The sequence below is a fragment of the Saprospiraceae bacterium genome (assembly GCA_016709995.1).
Lineage (GTDB): Bacteria > Bacteroidota > Bacteroidia > Chitinophagales > Saprospiraceae > JADJLQ01.
The window spans coordinates 686080-706771 of sequence record JADJLQ010000001.1; the positions used below are offsets into that span (position 1 = coordinate 686080).

General features: G+C 41.1%; 13 protein-coding genes and 1 other RNA gene. 10 read left to right on the forward strand and 4 right to left on the reverse strand.

What is annotated here, in order from left to right:
- The gene (gltB, locus tag IPJ09_02900) at window positions 1–4500 is read right to left on the reverse strand and encodes a glutamate synthase large subunit (GenBank protein ID MBK7370390.1); all 4500 of its coding nucleotides are present in this window, start codon (window positions 4498–4500) and stop codon (window positions 1–3) included.
- A 206-nt stretch (window positions 4501–4706) separates the two neighbouring features.
- Here gltB and IPJ09_02905 point away from each other — a divergent pair, with 206 nt between their 5' ends.
- The 6 genes from IPJ09_02905 (at window position 4707) to madM (ending at window position 11167) form a co-directional block, all read left to right on the forward strand.
- The gene (locus tag IPJ09_02905) at window positions 4707–6251 is read left to right on the forward strand and encodes a hypothetical protein (GenBank protein ID MBK7370391.1); all 1545 of its coding nucleotides are present in this window, start codon (window positions 4707–4709) and stop codon (window positions 6249–6251) included.
- A 23-nt stretch (window positions 6252–6274) separates the two neighbouring features.
- A complete protein-coding gene (locus IPJ09_02910; protein ID MBK7370392.1) occupies window positions 6275–7687 on the forward strand; it encodes an amino acid permease in 1413 nt (470 codons plus the stop codon).
- A gap of 9 nt (window positions 7688–7696) precedes the next feature.
- A complete protein-coding gene (gene proC / locus IPJ09_02915) occupies window positions 7697–8491 on the forward strand; it encodes a pyrroline-5-carboxylate reductase (GenBank protein ID MBK7370393.1) in 795 nt (264 codons plus the stop codon).
- Window positions 8492–8567: 76 nt separating this feature from the next.
- Window positions 8568–10049 carry an acyl-CoA synthetase gene (locus IPJ09_02920; protein ID MBK7370394.1) on the forward strand — a complete coding sequence of 494 codons (1482 nt, stop codon included), beginning with the start codon at window positions 8568–8570 and terminating at the stop codon, window positions 10047–10049.
- Between the two features lies 1 nt (window position 10050).
- On the forward strand, window positions 10051–10401 hold the full coding sequence (madL, locus tag IPJ09_02925; protein ID MBK7370395.1) for a malonate transporter subunit MadL: 351 nt from the start codon (window positions 10051–10053) through the stop codon (window positions 10399–10401).
- Between the two features lie 10 nt (window positions 10402–10411).
- Window positions 10412–11167, forward strand: a complete 756-nt coding sequence (gene madM, locus IPJ09_02930) for a malonate transporter subunit MadM (protein ID MBK7370396.1) — start codon at window positions 10412–10414, stop codon at window positions 11165–11167.
- A 52-nt stretch (window positions 11168–11219) separates the two neighbouring features.
- On the opposite strand, the gene IPJ09_02935 is transcribed toward madM, so the two are convergent.
- Together IPJ09_02935 and IPJ09_02940 are read right to left on the reverse strand one after the other, a co-directional pair.
- Window positions 11220–12983, reverse strand: coding sequence for an amino acid permease (locus tag IPJ09_02935; protein MBK7370397.1), 1764 nt, complete (start codon window positions 12981–12983; stop codon window positions 11220–11222).
- 164 nt (window positions 12984–13147) lie between these two features.
- Window positions 13148–15856, reverse strand: a complete 2709-nt coding sequence (locus IPJ09_02940; protein MBK7370398.1) for a carboxypeptidase-like regulatory domain-containing protein — start codon at window positions 15854–15856, stop codon at window positions 13148–13150.
- A gap of 191 nt (window positions 15857–16047) precedes the next feature.
- Between IPJ09_02940 and IPJ09_02945 the strand changes: the two genes are divergently transcribed.
- A complete protein-coding gene (locus IPJ09_02945) occupies window positions 16048–18264 on the forward strand; it encodes a T9SS type A sorting domain-containing protein (GenBank protein ID MBK7370399.1) in 2217 nt (738 codons plus the stop codon).
- 13 nt (window positions 18265–18277) lie between these two features.
- Here the strand turns inward: IPJ09_02945 and IPJ09_02950 are convergent, their stop codons facing one another.
- On the reverse strand, window positions 18278–19084 hold the full coding sequence (locus IPJ09_02950) for a 1,4-dihydroxy-6-naphthoate synthase (GenBank protein MBK7370400.1): 807 nt from the start codon (window positions 19082–19084) through the stop codon (window positions 18278–18280).
- On the opposite strand from IPJ09_02950, the gene IPJ09_02955 reads away from it, so the two are divergent.
- The 3 genes from IPJ09_02955 (at window position 19079) to fsa (ending at window position 20692) form a co-directional block, all read left to right on the forward strand.
- On the forward strand, window positions 19079–19798 hold the full coding sequence (locus IPJ09_02955) for an RNA pseudouridine synthase (protein MBK7370401.1): 720 nt from the start codon (window positions 19079–19081) through the stop codon (window positions 19796–19798). The genes IPJ09_02950 and IPJ09_02955 overlap by 6 nt on opposite strands.
- A gap of 117 nt (window positions 19799–19915) precedes the next feature.
- Window positions 19916–20011, forward strand: an RNA gene (gene ffs / locus IPJ09_02960) — signal recognition particle sRNA small type.
- Between the two features lie 24 nt (window positions 20012–20035).
- Window positions 20036–20692 (forward strand): fructose-6-phosphate aldolase, encoded by a 657-nt coding sequence (fsa, locus tag IPJ09_02965; GenBank protein ID MBK7370402.1) that lies wholly within the window; start codon window positions 20036–20038, stop codon window positions 20690–20692.

Here is a 20692-nt window from a genome sequence, read left to right on the forward strand (position 1 = left end):
TTAGCTCTTTGTAGTAATTAAATTTTGGTCCATTTTTTTCTTTTCTAAAAGGACACGTTTATAATCCGTCGGCATTATTTTGACAAAATCATGCTTGAGGATATCCCAGTTTTCGAGCACATCCAGTGCGGTGCGACTGGATGTATAATGAAAGTGATTTCGCAATAGTATTCTTATTTCTTCAAAATCCTCTTCAGAAGGATTTTCGATTTCTACCATTTCTTTATTGCATTTAGATTCAATGTCATCCCAGGTAGACCTGACATAGGCGATACCACCGCTCATCCCGGCGGCAAAATTTTGGCCGACGGCACCCAATACTATAACCCGGCCTCCGGTCATATATTCACATCCGTGATCTCCAACACCTTCTACTACTGCAGAAGCACCTGAATTGCGTACGGCAAACCTTTCCCCGGCCATTCCTTTGATATAGACTTCGCCGGAAGTTGCACCATACAAAGCTACATTGCCCACGAGGATGTTTTTAGATGGATCAAACGTGTTTTTTCTATCTGGACTCACTACCAGTGTAGCACCTGAAAGTCCTTTTCCAAAATAATCGTTAGATTCTCCTTCCAATATAAAGTGTAATCCTTTGGCTCCAAAAGCAGCGAAGCTTTGGCCAGCAGATCCTCTGAATCGATATCGGATAGTACCTGGTGGCAGGCCTTCGCTTTTCCAACGCTTACTGATCTCATAGGATAACATGGTACCGGTAGCTCTGTCAGTATTTCGGATATTGAATATGCCGGTGATATGTTGCTTATGATCCAATGCCGAAGCTGCGTGTTCTATCAGGGTACGATCGAGGATGTCGTCTATACCATGATCCTGAATGACGCTTTTAAACGTACCGACACCTGGTGCTACAGGCTGTTGATACAAAATTGGGCTTAGATCGAGATATTGGGTCTTCCAGGTTTGATTAGCCTTCCACTCAAGCATTTCACTATGACCTACCATTTCATTGATTGTCTTGAATCCCAGGCTGGCCATGATCTCACGTAGCTCTTGAGCAATAAAATAGAAAAACGAAATCACGTGTTCAGGTTTGCCATGAAATTTTTGTCTCAATTCAGGATCTTGCGTAGCAATGCCTACGGGACAAGTATTCAAATGACATTTACGCATGAGGATGCAGCCCTCGACTACCAGGGCAGCAGTGGCGATACCCCATTCTTCAGCACCTAGTAAAGTAGCTATAGCAAGGTCTTTACCTGTGCGTAACTGGCCATCACATTGTAAGATGACCCGATCACGAAGTTTATTTTTCAACAAGGTTTGGTGGGATTCTGCTAAGCCAAGCTCCCAGGGTAGGCCGGCATGCCGGATACTGGTAAGTGGCGATGCACCAGTGCCGCCATCATGTCCAGATATCAATATCACATCCGCATGGGCTTTAGCTACACCACTTGCTATGATACCTACTCCCGCTTTTGAAACCAATTTGACGGATATTCTTGCATCCCGATTGGCATTTTTTAAATCAAAAATCAATTGTGCAAGATCTTCAATAGAATATATATCATGATGGGGCGGGGGAGAGATCAATCCTACCCCTGGCGTAGAATGACGCACTCTACCGATCCAATCATTGACTTTATAACCTGGTAGCTCACCACCTTCTCCCGGTTTGGCACCTTGGGCCATTTTGATCTGTAATTCTTCAGCCTCGCTCAAATAATAACTGGTCACGCCAAATCTCCCGGAAGCTACCTGCTTGATGGCAGATCGGAGATAATCTCCATTGGGCTGCCTTTCGTATCGCATCGAATCTTCGCCACCCTCACCACTATTGCTTCTTGCACCAATGCGGTTCATTGCGATAGCCAATGTAGTGTGAGCTTCATAACTTATGGATCCAAATGACATAGCTCCGGTAGCAAATCTTTTAAGTATAGATTCGATCGGTTCGACTTCGTCGATGTCGATTGGATTTCCTTTTTTAAGATGCATGAGGCCTCTTAGGGTACAAGCTTGTTTGTCTTGTTCGTCGATCGCTTTACTATATTTTTTAAAAATGGTGTAGTCATCCAATTGAGTGGACATCTGCAGATAATGGATGCTGGCAGGATTAAATAAGTGAAACTCTCCGTCCCTTTTCCATTGATATATACCAGCATCCCTGAGCGAATTTTTGGGTTGTAGCAGGTATCTCTCCTTGATCTCCCGCTGGATACCTTCAAAATCAAGACCGGATATTCTGGAGACAGTACCTTTAAAACATTTTTCGATCACTTTTTCTCCAATGCCTACAGCTTCAAATATTTGAGCTCCCTGGTAAGATTGAAGGGTTGATATGCCATTTTTGGCCATAATTTTTAAGAGACTTTTTTCAAGCCCTTTGATAAACTTTTTCTCTAATTCCAGGTGATCTGCTGGGAGTTCGGGACCATCTTTTAGCCAGACAGATTCAATAGCAAGATAAGGGTGAATGGCATTGGCGCCATATCCAAATAATAATGCAAAATGGTGTGATTCCCAGATATCGGCAGCTTCAACCACCAGAGAAGTTTTGCTCCTTAGCTCCGATTGGATCAGATAGTGATGTATTGCTCCGGTAGCCATGAGACTTGGTATAGCAGCCTTGCCATAGGTAATTTTAGCATCAGATAAAATCAGGATATTATGACCGTTTTTGACCAGTTTAGCAGCAGAAACACAAAGTGCATTAATGGCTGATTCCAGTGAATAAGGTCTCGAAAGCTCGTATACAGTTGATAAAACGCCTACCTTGAAATCAGGAGATTCGATTTCCTTCACTTTGGCAAAATCCTGATGCGTGAGCACCGGGTGTTCGAGATAGATGAAGGCAGCAAGATCTTCATTGGCTTTGAGAATATTTCCTGAAGCACCTAAGCGACTGGTAAATGCCATCACACTTCGCTCTCGCAGTGAGTCTATAGGCGGATTGGTCACTTGAGCAAACAATTGTTTGAAATAATTGCCCAGATGCTGGGGTTTTTGCGAGAGTACGGCCAGTGGAGTATCTGTGCCCATAGAGCCCAATGGATCTCGACCTTCAATGACCATTGGCTGTAATATGACACGAAGATCCTCCTTGGTGATACCGGCCCATTGTTGTCTCTCCAGCAACGTAGGACCCTCAGTAGAGACTAAAGTGATCTTGTTTGCCTGAGGAAAGTCGTTTATTTTTTTTCTCCGTCTAGCGATCCATTCTCCGTAGGGTTTATTCCCGGCTATTATTTTTTTGACTTCTTCGTCTCCAACGATTCGGTGTTGGTCCAGATCTGCGATAAGGATTTTGCCTGGCTGTAATCTTCCTTTGAGAAGAATTTTGGCCGGATCGATATCCACCACACCAGCTTCCGAAGCTACTACGAGCTCATTATCATCTGTCACACAGTATCTGCTCGGTCTGAGTCCATTGCGGTCGAGGGTGGCACCTACTACGATCCCATCACTGAAACACATCGAAGCCGGACCATCCCATGGTTCCATGAGGTTTTGATTGTACGCGTAGAAATCCTTTTTAAATTGTGCCATATGCTCATCATGTTCCCAGGCTTCAGGGATCATCATCATGAGCGAATGGGGTACAGATCTTCCACTTTGTACGAGATATTCCAATACATTGTCGAAGCTACCGCTATCAGATAATCCGGTCCAGGGAATGGGCTTGAGCATGGAATTGTCCTCATTAGAAAAGATGTCGGATTCTAACTGACTTTCTTTTGCCTTCCACCAGTTTAAATTCCCCATGATGGTATTGATCTCTCCATTGTGTGCTATGTAGCGAAATGGCTGGGCCAATTTCCATTTAGGCACTGTATTGGTCGAAAAGCGACTATGGATGACAGCTATGGCAGAAGTAAAATGTTCTTGACGAAGGTCTGTATAGTAGGATCTAAGTTGGTGGGTAGTTAGCTGACCCTTATAAATGACGGTTTTATAAGAAGAAGAAGCGATATAAAAGCTATCTTCTACCTGGGAGATAAATTTGTACACAGAGTGGATAATGTACTTTCTGAGGACATACAATTGTCTTTCCAATTCTTTCAGCTGTAGACTGGAATTAGGAGCAACGAAGATTTGAAAAATGCGTGGCTCTGTGGACAAGGCAGTGACACCAATACCCTGGCTGTTGACAGGAACTTCTCTTTTACCCAGGATAGTAAAATTAGATTGGGCTATCAACTCATCCATTTGCGTCATAGTTTTGTCAAATAAGGAAGTGTTTTTTGGAAAAAAACACATCAATACTCCATACTCACCAAACTCCGGCAGCCTGAATCCATCCTTGGCGCACTCCTCTTTAAAAAAAGTATGAGGCGTTTGCACCAGGATACCGGCACCATCACCAGTGTCTGGTTCGCAACCGCACGCACCCCGGTGCTCCATATTTTCGAGCATGGTCAATGCTTTTTCGACCACATGATGCAACTTGAACCCATTGAGGTTGGCATACAGACCTACCCCGCAAGAGTCTCTCTCAAGCTGTGGAAGGTAAAGTCCTTTTTGACCGCTTTTTTGCATTAAAAAATTATTTGTGTGAATGTATTAATATTGTGATGAATAAAGAATTGTTCCAACAACGATGAAAATTACTCATTATGGGGTTGAAAAGATACAACCATTGATTGGGAATGAGCCTTTAAATAATAAGAAAAATTTGTGTTAGACAAAAAATAATAATAAATATAAATCTTTGTATATCAGTAACTTAATAGGAAATAATTGTTATGCCAATCGCAAAATCTGACCACCTGCTCGAGCTCATTCATTCACTCACCAAAGCTGAAAAGAGACATTTTAAACTTTTTAGCAGTAGACTCCAGCGACAGGAGGGTACTCAATTTATCAAGCTTTTTGATATTCTTGAAAAATCTAAAGATATCGATGATGATGCTATTCGTAAAAAATTAGGCAATATAGCCGGTGTAAAATATGCCAATCTCAAACGCAATTTGTATAGTAATTTACTCACAAGTCTTCGTCTGATCCACTCCACAAAAAAAGCAGATTTGGAGATCAGAGAGCAAATCGATTATGCCAGAATATTATATGGAAAGGGTCTATACCTCCAGAGTCTCAGATTGTTTGAAAGAATAAAAAGTGTAGCTCAAAATCACGACCAAAATCTGCTATTATTGGAGATTGTTGAATATGAGAAACTCATCGAGTCCAGGCATATCACCCGTGCACACAAGGATCGGTCCAAACAATTACTTACTGAGTCTATTAGCCTGGCTGAATATATCTCTACTTCAACCGAATTGTCCAATCTCAAGCTCATGATGCATGGCAAATATGTTCAGATGGGGCATATCGCCAATGCAAAAGATGAAAAGATCATACAGCAGTTTTTTAAATCTAATGTACCCAAGATCAACGAAGCCAATCTCAACACCTTAGATTTGATTTGTTTTCACCAGTGTCTGGTATATTATTATTTTATTTTACTCGACTTCCAGACAGCTATGGAGCATGCTATCAAATGGAAGGAGTTGTGTGAGAGTAAGCCTTATGTAATCGAACGTGATCCGGACTCTTATATGCATGCCATTCACTATGTTTTGACTTGCAGTTACAACCTGAAGCTGTATGGAGTATTTAATAAGACCTTGAATAGTTTTGAAAAGTTTAGAGCTAATAATTATCAGCGATTTAATGAAAATTCTAAAATACTTTCCTTTGTATATGTCCATACTTCTAGGTTCCACAAGTACTTTATGGAAGGCAAATTTGTCGAAGGGTTGGAGATCATACCCAAGACTTTAAGAAGGTTAGACAAATATGCTGACAAACTGGATGATCATAGAATCCTGGTAGTGTATTTTAAAATAGCCTGGATGTATATTGGTGCAGGGGATCCGAGGACTGCAAGCAATTATCTGGATAAAATCATTGATTTTAAATCTATTCCTTTGCGGGAGGATCTGCAGGGGTATGCACGGCTGCTCAATTTAATTGCTCATTTTGAAATGGGGAATAAAGGATTATTATCTTATTTGGTCAGATCCAGCAATTATTTTCTCAAGAAAAGTCATGATCTAAATAAAGTACAAAAAGCAATTCTTCATTTTTTTAATCGATTAGTCAATGCAGATAGTTTTAAAGAAAAAGAATTATTTGCAGCTTTTTTGCCCGAACTTTTAGCATTGAGTGATGACCATTATGAACAACAGGCATTTATATATCTGGATATCATCAGTTGGGTGACTAGTAAAATTGAAAATCAATCACTGTCACAAGTAATCTCCCGGGCCTATCAATCCTCAAAATAAACTTTATATAATTAATTGAATATATGGAAAATCAAAAGGCGACGCTTCATAGGTCATTGGGTTTACTATCCTGTGTAGTCCTGGTGATCAGTGCGATTATAGGGTCAGGGGTGTTTAAAAAAGTTGCCCCTATGTCCGAATCGTTGCAGATGCCGGGATACGTATTGTTAGCATGGCTTCTGGCAGGTATGATTAGTTTGTTTGGTGCACTAAGCAATGCAGAGATCGCCGGTATGTTTGCAGACAGTGGTGGAGAATATGCTTATTTCAAAAAGATATACAATCCTTTTTTTGCATTTCTGTATGGTTGGGGGTGTTTTGCCGCAATCCGATCAGCCTCCATTGCCTCTATTGCTTACGTTTTTGCAGAATCACTAAATCATTTAATAAAGTTTCCAGCTATTGGTGACAGCGATTTTACCTTATTGGGCATTCTACATCCTTTGGATAACCTTACAGTCAAGTTGATAGCCGCTGCATTATTGATTGGACTCACTTTCATCAATTTTAAGGGGTTAAAACTTGGTGAAAATGTGTCGCGCGGACTCACTTTTACGCTGGTAGCATGCATGTTGTTTTTGATCATCGCAGGTATCATCAGCGCTCAGGGGTCTTGGTCGCATATCACTACGCCAGCGGCCAGCTTTGTGCCTCGATCATTTTTTTCTGGTGGATTCCTGGCATTATTATTTACTGCGATGCTAGGAGCATTTTGGGCTTATGAGGGCTGGAATAATGTTGGTTACCTGGGTGGTGAGATTAAAAATCCTCAACGTAATATTCCCCTTTCATTGTTGATTGGTACTTTGATCGTGATATCGATATACCTTTTGATCAATTTTGTATATCATTATATTTCGCCAATTGACGATATAATCGCCAGGCAAAAAACAGGTTCCGGTATAGCTGCGGTTGATATCGTAGAGATTTATTTGGGTAGAGCGGGTGCTTTGTTTGTGTCCTGTTTAATCTTAGTCACCACGTTTAATGCTACCAATGCTACTATACTGATGGCTTCGAGGATTTATTATGCAATGGCACGTGATGGATATTTTTTTAAGAAAGCCGGATATGTGCATCCAAAACATAAGACACCATCCTATTCGCTTTGGATCCAATGTCTTTGGTCAGTTATATTATTGTTTTCCGGGAGTTTTGATCAACTCACTGATATGTTGATTTTTGCTTCTTTTTTATTTTATGGTGCGACGGCATTTGGTGTTTTTGTAATGCGTAAAAAGGATCCAACGAGAGAAAGGCCATATAAAGTGGTAGGTTATCCTTTTGTGCCGGCCATCTTTGTTTTATTTTGTCTGGCACTATTTATTTACACACCATCACAAAGACCCATGGAGGCATTGACAGGTATCTTGTTGATTTTAACCGGTGTGCCATTTTATTTTTGGTGGAAGAAAAAACATGTTACTCTTCAATAATTATTTAAGATGAAAAAAATTGCAATTATAGGGGGTGGCAACCTGGGTACTGCTATCGCTGAAGGGTTATTAGCAAGTACCTTTGTTCAGCCTAAGGACCTCATCGTCACAAGACGGAATCCGAATGTGCTGACAGAACTGAGTGATCGTGGCGTCACGATTATGGATGACAATAAAAAAGCGATCAAGTCTTCGGAAATCATCATACTTGCTGTAAAACCATACCAGGTACCTGCTTTGCTAAAGAGCGTAGCTACTGCCTTTTCGCCTACCAAACATTTGCTCATTTCAGTAGTCACAGGGGTAGACACTGCATCTATTTTGGCGGCATTAAAGAAAAAAGTATCGATCATTCGTGCGATGCCCAATACAGCTATTGCTATCAGAGAAAGCATGACCTGTATCAGTGGGCAAGGTGCTACCAAAGATCAAATGAATTATACCCAAAGCTTATTTGAAAAATTGGGGAAAGTAGCCATCATTGATGAAACACTGATGGAAGCCGCTACTGCCCTGGGTGCTTGTGGAACGGCCTACGCTATGCGTTATATCCGAGCCAATATTCAAGCAGGCATCGAAATCGGATTTAATTCTGAGGTGGCCAGCCTGATTGCCGCTCAAACCGTGAAGGGTGCCGCAGAGCTTTTACTTACCCGAGATACTCATCCTGAATCCGAAATAGACAAAGTCACCACTCCAAAGGGATGTACCATAGCAGGTCTTAACGAAATGGAGCACCAGGGATTTAGTTCTTCATTGATTAGAGGCGTAGTGACAAGTTATAGGATGATAGCTAAAGATTGAGCCTGAAGTAGATGCTTGCAAATGTCTTCACCTGATTAGATTTATTCTTGCAAGATTAAAAAAAAAGATAAAGACTATGAATAAGCTATTTGATGGTCTCCCGACTGTTGCGTTCAACACTGCTGTCATAAGTCACGGTCATAATTATAATTACGCTTTTGTCTTTGGTTCTGCTGAAGGTTTAGCAAGGACTTTATTGGGTGAATTGGACGACTTATTAGAAGCAAGGGTAGCCTTTATGGTAGATCCAGGGCTCGATTATGTTGCTTCCCTTGTTGGGATATGGATGGCAGGAGGCGTAGCTGTTCCTTTATGTCTGTCGCATCCGGCACCTTCATTGCAGTATGTCTTAGAAGATACTGCTGCTTCCATCATATTGGTTTCGCCAACTTATCTATCGATTATACAAAGTATATACCTACATTCTGAAGTAAGGATAATTTGCCTGGATGGCAATTTATCTTCAGAAATTAAAACCTTGCCACATATCACGCCGGACCGAATGGCGATGATCCTTTATACCAGTGGTACCACCAACAAACCCAAAGGCGTGGTCACCACGCATCAAAATATTGAGTCACAAGTGCTCACTTTAATACAAGCCTGGCACTGGACAGCTAAGGATCATATACTCTGCATACTGCCACTGCATCATGTGCATGGCATCATCAATGTGGTGTGTTGTGCTCTTTGGTGTGGGGCGACTGTGGAGTTTTTGCATCCATTTGATGCAAAGGAAGTTTTTCGAAAATTTATGGAAGGTCATATCAATGTATTTATGGCAGTGCCTACTATATATTTTAAGTTGATTACTGCTTTCGAAGAATACAGTTTGAATGTAAGAAATGCCTTGACAAATATCATGAGCCAATTCAGATTGATGGTGTCGGGTTCTGCCGCATTACCTATCAGTGTTTTAGAAAAATGGCAGATCATCAGTGGTCACACCTTATTGGAAAGGTATGGGATGACAGAGATAGGCATGGCTATAAGCAATCCCTATGAAGGGGTCAGGAAGGCCGGACATATTGGCTTACCCTTGACGGGAGTTGAAGTTAGGATAGTAGACGAAGTCGGTCAGGTAGTCGAAGAAGAATCCATTGGAGAAATCCAGGTAAGAGGCAAAAATGTGTTCCTTCAATATTGGAACAAGCCTGAGGAAACAAAGAAAAGTTTTACAGATGATGGTTGGTTTAGAACAGGGGATGTCGCAATGCTAACCGCTGGATATTATAAGATCTTGGGTCGAAATTCAATCGATATCATTAAATCAGGAGGTTATAAAATCTCAGCGCTGGAGATCGAAGAAACATTGAGGTTGCATGACTCCATTGTAGATTGTGCAGTAGTGGGTCTTGATGATGAAGAATGGGGTGAAACGGTTGCTGCAGCAGTGATTCCCAAGGTCTCTGATGGATTTAATATTGAAGTTTTGGACGCATGGATGCGTACACAAATACCAGCTTATCGTATTCCAAGAAAATATTTAATAGTAGATTCGTTACCCAGAAATGCAATGGGCAAGGTCATCAAAATGGATGTAAAAAAAATGTTTTAACATGGTGATATATGGAGTAGCCATCCTGGCAGGAAGTTTTATGCTGGGTCAGATGATAGGAGAAATGTTAGGAAGTTGGTTGGGTATAGACGCCAATGTCGGCGGGGTTGGATTCGCCATGCTCATACTGATCTTCGTGCATCACTGGATGCGTCAGCGACAATTATTCTCGATTGAGATGGAGCGCGGTATATTGTTTTTGAGCAATATGTATATTCCTGTGATTGTGGCCATGGCTTCTATTCAGAATGTGGCATCTGCTTTATCCGGCGGTATGATAGCCATCCTGGCTGGTATCCTGCCTACGGCTGCTTGTTTCTTGCTCATTCCCCTCATATCCAAAATAAAATGAAAGATTTGGTATGATGGGCACCTTGTTTTCAAAATACGGGTTTGTAGTGGCCATGCTTTGTGTAGGAGGACTCATCTATTTTTCTTATTGGGTGGCCAAAAAGTTTCTTCGTAATAAAATTCCCGGATCTGCTATCGCCATCTTTATAGGTTTGATACTCGCCTATATTGGCGGTGTCTTCACGGGAGGCAAAAATGGCATTGCTGATGTTAAAATATTTTCAGGTTTTGCTTTACTTGGAGGGGCTATGTTCAGAGATTTTACGATCGTATCAACAGCAATGGGGGCGGATTTTGAAAAAATTAAAAAATCTGGTATTGCAGGTTTTATTTCATTGACCGTGGGATTGTCTGTTTCGTTCATCATTGGTTCTATCCTTGCTTATTTCCTGGGCTACCGTGATGCGATCAGTATGGCAACTATTGGTGCCGGGGCCTGCACTTTTGTGATAGGGCCTGTGACCGGTGGTGCTTTGGGAGCCAACTCTGAAGTCATCACCATCAGCATTGCTGCCGGTGTAATCAAAAGTATCCTGGTCACTATTGGTACACCATTGGTCGCTCGTATGATTGGACTAAACAATCCTCATACCGCTATGATCTATGGGGGAATGATTGGTACTACCAGTGGGGTAGCAGCAGGTCTGGCAGCAACTGATCCGGCTTTGGTGCCTTATGGTTCTATTACTGCTACTTTTTATACCGGGCTTGGATGCCTGTTATGTCCTTCGGTGTATTATATTATACTTCAATATATCATAAGTTGAGTAAACAGGACTAACCTTCCAAATGAAGTATGTTATAAAACCCAACTAAAGCTTAAACTGTACTTGTATTTAAATTACTCTTTTTATACCCATAAGCGAAGTAGATGATCAACCCTACAGCAAACCAACCGAAAAACCACAACCAATTAGAGCCTGACATTCCTGTCAACAAATACAGGCATGATACCAATCCTAAAAGAGGTATTAAGGAGAATTTTTTTAAATATGCAAATACCGAGAGAATCAGGCAGGTCAACCAAAATATAATAGTAGCTATTTTAACCGAAATCGACTGAAAGTTGAATAATTCTTGTCCGGCACCTTCACTGTGGTCCGAAAAATCACCATTGAGAAGTTCACTAAAATAGCCTCCTTTTCTTAAACTGAGTCCAATGATAGTGCTGATGATCAATATTGGAAAGATGTACTGACTGTTGATATTGGGGAGATGAAATTGTCCTTTGACTTTAGGCTTTTCTGGCAACAATAAAACACCTCCACATACTAACACGAAGGCAAACAAAGTACCAATACTGGTGAAGTCCAGCACAAAATTTTTATCCGTAAAAAATATCGGAAGACCTACGACGAATCCGGTGACAATTGTAGCAAAGGAGGGTGTTCTATACTTTGGATGTATTTTTTGAAATGCTGGTGGCAACAATCCGTCCCTGCTCATGCTCATCCATATTCTCGGCTGCCCCATTTGAAAGACTAGTAATACGCTGGTCATGGCTACCACGGCTATAAATGCAATTAAGGTCACCATCCAGCTGACATTAAGATTGTCTTCTTCAAATATGAATGCTAGTGGATCACCAATACCTGCAAATTTTTCGAAATTAACCGCACCGGTCAAAATCAATGAAAGAATGATGTAGACGATAGTACATATGATTAAGGATGTAATCATACCTTTGGGCAGATCCTTTTGCGGATCTTTAGCCTCCTCTGCCAATACACTTACAGCATCAAATCCGATATAGGCGAAAAAAACGCCGCTCACCGCCGCCAATACTCCGCCAAATCCGTTGGGCATGAACGAACGTACCCCTGATGCATTTGGGGGTGTCCAGTTATGAAAAAGGTCATTTGCAAAAATCAAATAACCTCCTACCAGGATGACCAAAGCGATTGCAGCCAATTTTAAAACCACCATGACATTGCTGATATTGCGACTTTCTTTCATTCCCCGATACACCAGGTAAGTGATGGCAATATTGATTAAAAATGCTGGCAGATCCATGATCAATCTAAGACCGCCTATTTGCGGAGCTGTGTTCCAGGCATTGATCAGATCAGGGATGTTATCGCCGGCTTTTACTGCGATCGAAGCTTCTTTATAACTACAGGCGAGGTAGTCTGGTATATGGACTCCAAACTTGCCCATAAGTGTGGTAAAATAATCACTCCATGAAAAAGAAACATAAATATTGCCAATTGAATATTCCATGAGTAAAGCCCAACCAATGATCCAGGCCATCAATTCGCCAAAGGAAGCATATGCGTATGTATAAGCACTGCCTGCTACCGGTACCCGGCTGGCAAACTCTGCATAGCAGAAAGCAGTAAATCCACAAGCTATCCCACATAAAATAAACAGGACAACCACTCCCGGACCTCCTGCAAAAACTGCTCCGCCAAGACTGCTGAAGCTGCCAGCGCCAATGATCGCGGCAATTCCAAAAAAAGTAAGGTCTCTGGCGGTGAGTACTCTGTGCAATCCGGTTACACCATGCCCTTCGGTAGCATCTTGAGCCCGGGAAGATGCCATGATGGATTCTATAGATTTTTTACGTGTAAGTGATTTGAACATGTATCGATGCTGGATTAAATGATTTAGTTCGATAAACCTACAGAAATATCCTGAAATGAAGGAATAGAACGGTCAAGTGTTTGACTTAGAGGCCAATAAAGTAGGGAAGAAATTTATTCCCAAAACCAGTTACTAAAATAGATGGCTATGATGGGATATTCTCATTAAAACTTAAACAAATTATCAAACCCTGTCGCCAATCCAAAACGGAATCTAAATCCCTGGTAGGTGCCATCTTGCCAGGTGGTCACGCCTTCTACTCTCAATACCCTAAATATGTAGTTGATGCCATAACCAAGTTCGCTGTACAAAGGATGATCTGTGGTAGAAAGTGCATTGATAATGAGATTTTCTCTAATCCCTTTTTTTCTGACCCAAGGTGATGATGAAAGAATAAATCTTCTAAACTGGTAGTTGCCCAGGAAACTTAAATACTGAGCATTGGTACTATATTCAAAATAATCCAAAGCCCGGAAGAATTTTACAGGGTCTAAGGGTGAAAAGATATATTGGTTACCTGGAAAATGCGCAAAATCTTGTACATATTTAGGCGAAGTGCCCAAAAACGATCCTCCTACAAGATCATAATCAAAATCGTCACCTGCACCGACACTAATATGATGCTTAAACCCAATCTGAGCCTGATCAAACTGGCCATCTGATACCTCCCATCCTTTTTTATACAACAAAGAGATAGTGGGTGATTTCGAAAGATCTTTTATTTTGTACCCATTGCGAATAGCAAACCTGTGGAATGGTTTCCAAATAGCAGAGACTTCAGTGATAAATGCCATGTTAGCGGTTATACTTCCCGGATTAAGCTCCGATACGGTAGGGATATTACTTGTATAAGCCTTTTTTCTGTTTGCTATACCTGCGGTAGAATGATTTACCAGTGGCATCCTGGAATCAAAAGTGGCAGTGGCAGCAAAGCTGAATTTTTTTGACAAGGTCTGTGCGAATGAAGCTCGTACATATTGGCTATCATAAAGTTTCAAATAGTTTTTTCTAAAAAACAAGGAATAAAAAGTATTGAAATAGTTATTTCTTGTCAGATATGGGGTATACGATACCGGTACCTTTCCAGCTGCTATAACTAATTTCCAGGGATTATAATCCGGGTCCTTTTTATTATTGCGGGATGCAATACTCGTGGTAAGTTCATAAGTCAGGACTTTTCGAGCCAAGGTATATCCAATCTCTGGTCTTATTTTCCACAAAGTGGATGATTTTGATTTTCCTTTATTGCCTAATTCCATGGACAAAGCTCCATGATAGCCATCTACCGTATTAAAATTAAGTTTATTAGCGAGCGGGAACAGGGTTAAGTAGTTTTTGTCCTTGTTGTAAATGTAATTGCTGCCAACAATAAGATGGTTTAATTTAAATTTTTTTGATGTCTTATTCACCTTCAATTCTGTGCCGTCGGAGCCAATATTGATCTCTACGGAAGAGGAATCTCTTTTGTTTTCCTCTTCTTTTATTTTTTCTACTTTGGTGATGCTATCCATCCTGGTATATCCTTTGGATTCGTATTCCGTGAGGGCAACCGGTCTGATCTCATCCCAATACAGGGAGTCTCTTTTATTGGCCATTGAATCTATGGTCTGGTGAGTCTCCGTGCTATTAATACTAATGGTTTCTGACTCTGGCAGGCTATCTAACTCCTGTTTTTTATACTGTTTCATCATTTTGCGCAACTGCTTGGCACTGAGCTCCTGGTTCATATCCAGGTCTTTGATTTGAAGTGGATTACTGCTATTGTTTATTTTTTTGTTCGCTTCTACTGATTCTTCTTTATCTACTTTGTCATCGAGTACGATGAGCGGAACACTGATATCCGGATTGATGGTGATTTTATAGTCCGATAGGTGTGCCAGATATTTGTATTCAAATCCAAATCCAAATACATTGCCACCGACATCATAGATTTGATCCAGAGGCATCCAGATCTCCCCTTGCACTGGTGTGAATACTTGTTTGATTGCAAATTCAATACCCCAGATAGATGTCAGAAGGTTTAGGCTGTGGATATTCCAGACTTGATCTATTATGTAAATGATTCCCTCAAATACCTGGTCACCTTTGCTTTTAGGAGTGACTTTTATTTTATTGATGATAGCGCCATGTTCTTCAAAAAAACCCAAGTATTCAAATTTATAAATCTGGAATGCATTGGGTGCCAGCGGAGATACTGCACCGGATACTTTGGGATCATAAAAACTACTATTGACAAAACCCATTGGGCTTGTATTATTGTCATCCCCTGTAGCTCTGATGGATAGGACCGTATCTGTATATTGCCCCGGTCGCTTATAGTGGAGCCGCGATACGGATTCTTGTGTGAAAGCTACTGTAGAGTCTATACCTTCTTTAGCTAATTCTTTTTTGATTCGATTTTTAAACAAAAATGGAATTTTAAGCAGCCTTCCACTTCCTTTGATATATACTCTTGCAGAATAACTATTGATTTGATTGGCATGGTAAGATGCCTTAGCGATCGCTCTTCGCATGATGGTGTAGGCGGGGTCTTCGTTGGATCCGTCTATGACTACCGTAGGTAAGGTTAAAGATTCAGCTCTAAGATTCAGCTTGATTGAAATGTCTTTTGTACCCACGACTATAGTGGTGTCTTTTATGCGGTAGCCCACATACTGAAATCTAAAATTGTAGGTACCGGGATCTATTTGGATCTGAAAAAATCCATCCTGATTGGTCACTGCACCTTTATTGGTTTTGGTCACTTGAATGGTCGCATAGGGGAGTGGCACATTGGTTTCATCACGAACAAGACCAGAGATGGATTGTCCTACTATGCTTGGGTTAAGACCGAGACCAAGTAAAAACAGGCAAACCGAAATACGAAATTGCATCTTCAAAATTAACATAACCAAGATTGTAAGAACGTAATACCGGTTTTAAATCGACTAATTAACCAATTTTTAAGATCTAGGTTGATTCTGCGCTATTTTGTGTACTCACATTAAGTTTTATGACCTGGGTATGGTCCAATTGTTATTGATCTTAAAATACCGGCCTGACTTATTTCGTTTAATTTTGTATCATGCATTTTGAGCTTCGATTTGGTTTGTTATTTTTGATAGGGTGGTGCGCCATAGCCACAGCTTTTGGCCAACACTTTAAACCAATCTCTCCTCCAGTTATGGTAGGCACCCATCAGTTGAAGTATCCATGGACCGGAGGTATGAACACTCCTCAGATCATGAATGCTGATCTCAATCTAGATCAAAAACAAGATGTAGTCATTTTTGACCGAAGCGGAGGAGTTTGGATGCCCTTTATTTCTGATGGAGAATTAAACTATGACGCCACATTCAAATCTATATTTCCCAAAGTACACGATTGGGTGGTGATGAAAGATCATAACAATGATGGTCTCGCAGATATATTTAGTTATTCTACCACTCCGGGGTTGGCGGGTATAGAAGTGTACGATGCCAGTGTCGGTGGCAAAACCTTAAGTTTTACTAAACGAAGCTTTCCTATTGATAGGGCTAACATACTTTATTATACTTCAGGATCCAGCCGAATCAATGTCTATGTAAGCAATGCGGATTATCCGGCAGTCGAGGACATTGATCGCGATGGTGATCTGGATATATTGAGTTATGAGCCTGGTGGTGGGCTTATAGTTTGGTACAAAAACCTGGCTACAGAGAAGGGCTTGGCTACAGGCCAATTTGATTTTGTTGTAGGTGATTTTTGTTTTGGTAAAATACTCGAAAATGGCTTTTCTGATCAGATCACGTTAAGTCTCAGCAAGGATAAATGCGCCTCTGGACTTTCATCCGGCCTTGAAGTAAGACATGCGGGCTCTACACTTTTAGCCTGGGATCGGGACCAGGACCGTGACTATGATCTGGTGATCGGTGATATTTCTTCGCCAAATTTGATTTTTCTTCGAAATGGAGGAGATTCATCTGCAGCATGGATGAACAGCCAGGAACTTAAATTTCCAACTAATAGCATATCGGTGGACATTCCTTACTTCGTAAGTCCATTTTTGGCAGATATCAACAACGATGGGATTAAGGAGTTTTTTGCTGCTTCCAATTTTCAATATGGTTCCGATAATTATCATTGTCTTTGGAGATATGATAGAAGTGAGCTGATTAAATCAGAATATGTATTCCATTCCAATTCATTCATTACAGACGAAACTTTGGATTTCGGTGAAAATACTTCTCCAGCTTTGGCAGATATAGATGCTGATGGTGACCTGGATTTGATCATTGGGAGCGGTGGTTATTTTGACCGCAGCGGTATCCATGGAGCAGCTCTTTTTTTATTTAGAAATATTGGTGATGCACGAAACCCTTCTTTTCAACTTATTGATAGTAATTGGCTCGACTTTAAAAAATTTAATAATGAGACCAATAGTTTTGTGCCCTGTTTTGGAGATCTCGATGGAGATGGTGATCAGGATTTAATCGTTGGGGAACTGCTTGGTCGACTATTCTTTGCAGAGAATGTAGGGGGTAAAAATAACCCGATGCAGTTTGGACAAATTCAATCTTCTTATTTTCAAATAGATGTCGGTCAGTACTCAAGTCCACAAATCATAGACCTGGATGCTGATGGATTGCAAGATCTGGTCGTCGGAGAGCGAGACGGTGTAATTAATTTTTTTAAAAATACCGGAACCAGTACAAAGCCCGCTTTTTCATCTACGCCTACTATTAATCCTCTGGGATCCATTGATACCAGAGTTGCGGGATTCGCAACAGGCAATGCTGCTCCGGTTATCTTTACCAGTCGTGGCGAAAAATATATGGCAGTAGGTACCAGTGGCAAGTCTTTATTGTTGTATGACCATCCTGGTGCCTCCAGTGCTCCATTCAATTTGTCACAGATGACCTGGGGCAGTGTGCAGGAAGGTGATGATACGCATCTTGCTGTAGCCGACATCGATCAGGACGGTCTGTTGGATATGATCGTTGGAAATCAACGCGGAGGGGTGGCATGGTATCAAACTGATTTGAAAAGTGAATTTAGTACAGCTACCCGTCATCAGAAATCCGACTTTGCATCCATCCAGGTTTTTCCAAATCCTGCAAGTAATTATATCACCATCCTGTTTGATGGAATCAATGCAATAGGTTCATATTCAATCTATGATGTCAGCGGAAGACTTGTATTAAAAACTAACAAGCAGAGCCGAGCTACACAAATATTTACTGGAACATTGCTTTCAGGAGTTTACCTCGTGGAGCTTAGAGTAGGACAGAATCGATATCGACAAAAGTTGATCATCCAGTAGGTTTATGGCCGCCTCAAATTGGATTAGACAATAGAAACTGAATGGCCCGATGGCCTTCTTCACCCATGGAAATGCTGAATCGATTGACATATAGTTGGATATGTTGGTCTATGACATGATCGTCGAGTTCCTGTGCATGTTGTTTGATGTATTCCCGGCTTGACCAAGGCTGTTCAAAAGCGTATTCAATGCTTTTGCTTATTAAGGTTTGCATTTCAGTGGCCAGCCTGGTTCCAAGGCTTTTTCTGCAAACAATTACCCCAAGCGGAATAGGAAGGTGGTATTTCTTCTCCCACAAAGCTCCCAAATCCGCTATCAAACTTAGTCCATGGTCTGCATAGGTAAAACGACCTTCGTGAATCAATACCCCTGCTTCGATCTCCTTATCCAATATTTTTTGTTCAATATCTGAAAACAGCAAAAACTTTTTATTCCTAACTTCTGGCACAAAATGATTGAATAAATAATGTGCTGTGGTGTGTCTGCCAGGTATACCAATTACTGAGTTTACTAAGTCATCCAAGGAATATTTATTGCTGGATACTACTATAGGCCCACACCCAAAACCCATCGCTGAGCCAGCATCTAACAGCTGATATTCGTCAGAGACCTGGGGTAGGGCTGCAGCACTGATTTTGGTGACATCATATAAGCATTTTAGGGCTGATTCATTGAGTGCCTGGATGTCCATCAATGATACATCGAATTCATTACAATGAGCTATTTTATGATGTACGAGGGCATCCATCATAAAAGTATCATTGGGACAGGGCGAAAATGCCAGACTGAATTTATTACCTTCATGCTTTATATCATGCATTGGTCACCTACTATTTTATACGAAGATAACCACTATGTAGCCATTTCTAAGCCGGCTGCTCTACTTGTTCAGCCAGAAGCAGAAGAGGAAAATGCGGTAATTCCTTTGATGCAGGCTTTTATCGGCAAAAGAGATCGTAAGCCTGGAAAGGCATTTATTGGTGTCGTACATAGGCTTGATAAATCGGTGAGCGGTGTCCTCATTCTGGCCAAAACTTCCAAAGGTCAGGAGCGATTCAATGAATTGCTCAAAAATAAACAGGTAAAAAAATATTATCTGGCGATCACTGAGCGATGCACAGTCCAGGGCAGTGGTTCACTGGAACATTTTATGTCCAGGCAAGCCGATGCTTACCGCATGAATGTAAGTGGTCATAGGCGATCATCTTCGGATCAAGAGGCTATCCTTAAATATGAGGTGCTTTCGGTCATTGATGATTACCAATTATGGGCCATAGAGTTGGTGACAGGCAGGCGACATCAGATCAGGGCTCAGCTGGCACATATCGGTGCGCCGATCGTTGGGGATAAAAAATATGGAAGTAAAGTGTCCTCAGATCAGATCATGTTGCACTGTACCAATATGCAGTTCGAACATCGTGTTAAAAAAACAAAAGTCATCGTAAGCGACTTGCCACGAATGCCGCATAATTTTTGGCAGCCCTTCAAAAGCCAGATCATAGATTGGGACAAGTTTATCAAGTCGAAAAAATAAGATTTCATAGATCGTCTCAGTTTGATATCCTCGGTGTATGGTTATTTTGATCGATTGACTATATAATTCTTCTAAAATGATTTTCGTCATGTGCATAAGATTGTATACTTTTGCGGCGGTGAGAGTCATGTGATCAGCTCCTGTTGAACCTCCCCAGGGTCGAAAGGCAGCAAGGATAAAACGGTTGAGCGATGCATATGGTTTCTCACCATTTTTAATTTAATATATTTCCTATTTATGAAGTTTTTTATTGATACTGCCAATCTGGACCAAATAAAAGAAGCCAAGGACCTGGGCATACTCGATGGAGTCACCACCAATCCTTCTCTTATGGCCAAAGAAGGTATTACGGGTAAAGAAAATATCATTAAACATTATCAAGCCATTTGTAACCTGGTAGAAGGAGATGTGAGTGCTGAAGTGATAGCTACTGATTATGAGGGTATTATATCTGAAGGAAAGATCTTAGCTGCCCTCGCTCCCAATATTGTAGTCAAAGTACCGATGATAAAGGATGGCATTAAAGCTATCAAGTATTTCTCTGACCACGATATTGCAACCAATTGCACCTTAGTCTTTAGTGCAGGGCAAGCTATACTGGCTGCCAAGGCTGGTGCTACTTATCTTTCTCCATTTATCGGTAGGATCGATGATACCAATTGGGATGGCATGGAGCTGATCGCTGAAATAGCAGAGATTTATTCTATTCAAGACTTTGATACACAGATACTTGCTGCTTCGATTCGCAACTCTTTACATATTGTGTCTGCAGCCAAGGCTGGCGCAGATGTGGTCACCTGTCCGCTTTCAGCCATTCTGGGCTTGCTCAAGCACCCGCTCACGGATATAGGGCTGGCCCAATTTTTGGCCGATCACAATAAAGCAAACGGTTAG

Bases quoted from the DNA above. Each gene is read 5' to 3' on its own strand.
- gltB (MBK7370390.1), bottom strand. From the start codon at position 4,500: ATGCAAAAAAGCGGTCAAAAAGGACTTTACCTTCCACAGCTTGAGAGA.
- IPJ09_02905 (MBK7370391.1), top strand. From the start codon at position 4,707: ATGCCAATCGCAAAATCTGACCACCTGCTCGAGCTCATTCATTCACTC.
- IPJ09_02910 (MBK7370392.1), top strand. From the start codon at position 6,275: ATGGAAAATCAAAAGGCGACGCTTCATAGGTCATTGGGTTTACTATCC.
- proC (MBK7370393.1), top strand. From the start codon at position 7,697: ATGAAAAAAATTGCAATTATAGGGGGTGGCAACCTGGGTACTGCTATC.
- IPJ09_02920 (MBK7370394.1), top strand. From the start codon at position 8,568: ATGAATAAGCTATTTGATGGTCTCCCGACTGTTGCGTTCAACACTGCT.
- madL (MBK7370395.1), top strand. From the start codon at position 10,051: ATGGTGATATATGGAGTAGCCATCCTGGCAGGAAGTTTTATGCTGGGT.
- madM (MBK7370396.1), top strand. From the start codon at position 10,412: ATGATGGGCACCTTGTTTTCAAAATACGGGTTTGTAGTGGCCATGCTT.
- IPJ09_02935 (MBK7370397.1), bottom strand. From the start codon at position 12,983: ATGTTCAAATCACTTACACGTAAAAAATCTATAGAATCCATCATGGCA.
- IPJ09_02940 (MBK7370398.1), bottom strand. From the start codon at position 15,856: ATGCAATTTCGTATTTCGGTTTGCCTGTTTTTACTTGGTCTCGGTCTT.
- IPJ09_02945 (MBK7370399.1), top strand. From the start codon at position 16,048: ATGCATTTTGAGCTTCGATTTGGTTTGTTATTTTTGATAGGGTGGTGC.
- IPJ09_02955 (MBK7370401.1), top strand. From the start codon at position 19,079: ATGCATTGGTCACCTACTATTTTATACGAAGATAACCACTATGTAGCC.
- IPJ09_02950 (MBK7370400.1), bottom strand. From the start codon at position 19,084: ATGCATGATATAAAGCATGAAGGTAATAAATTCAGTCTGGCATTTTCG.
- fsa (MBK7370402.1), top strand. From the start codon at position 20,036: ATGAAGTTTTTTATTGATACTGCCAATCTGGACCAAATAAAAGAAGCC.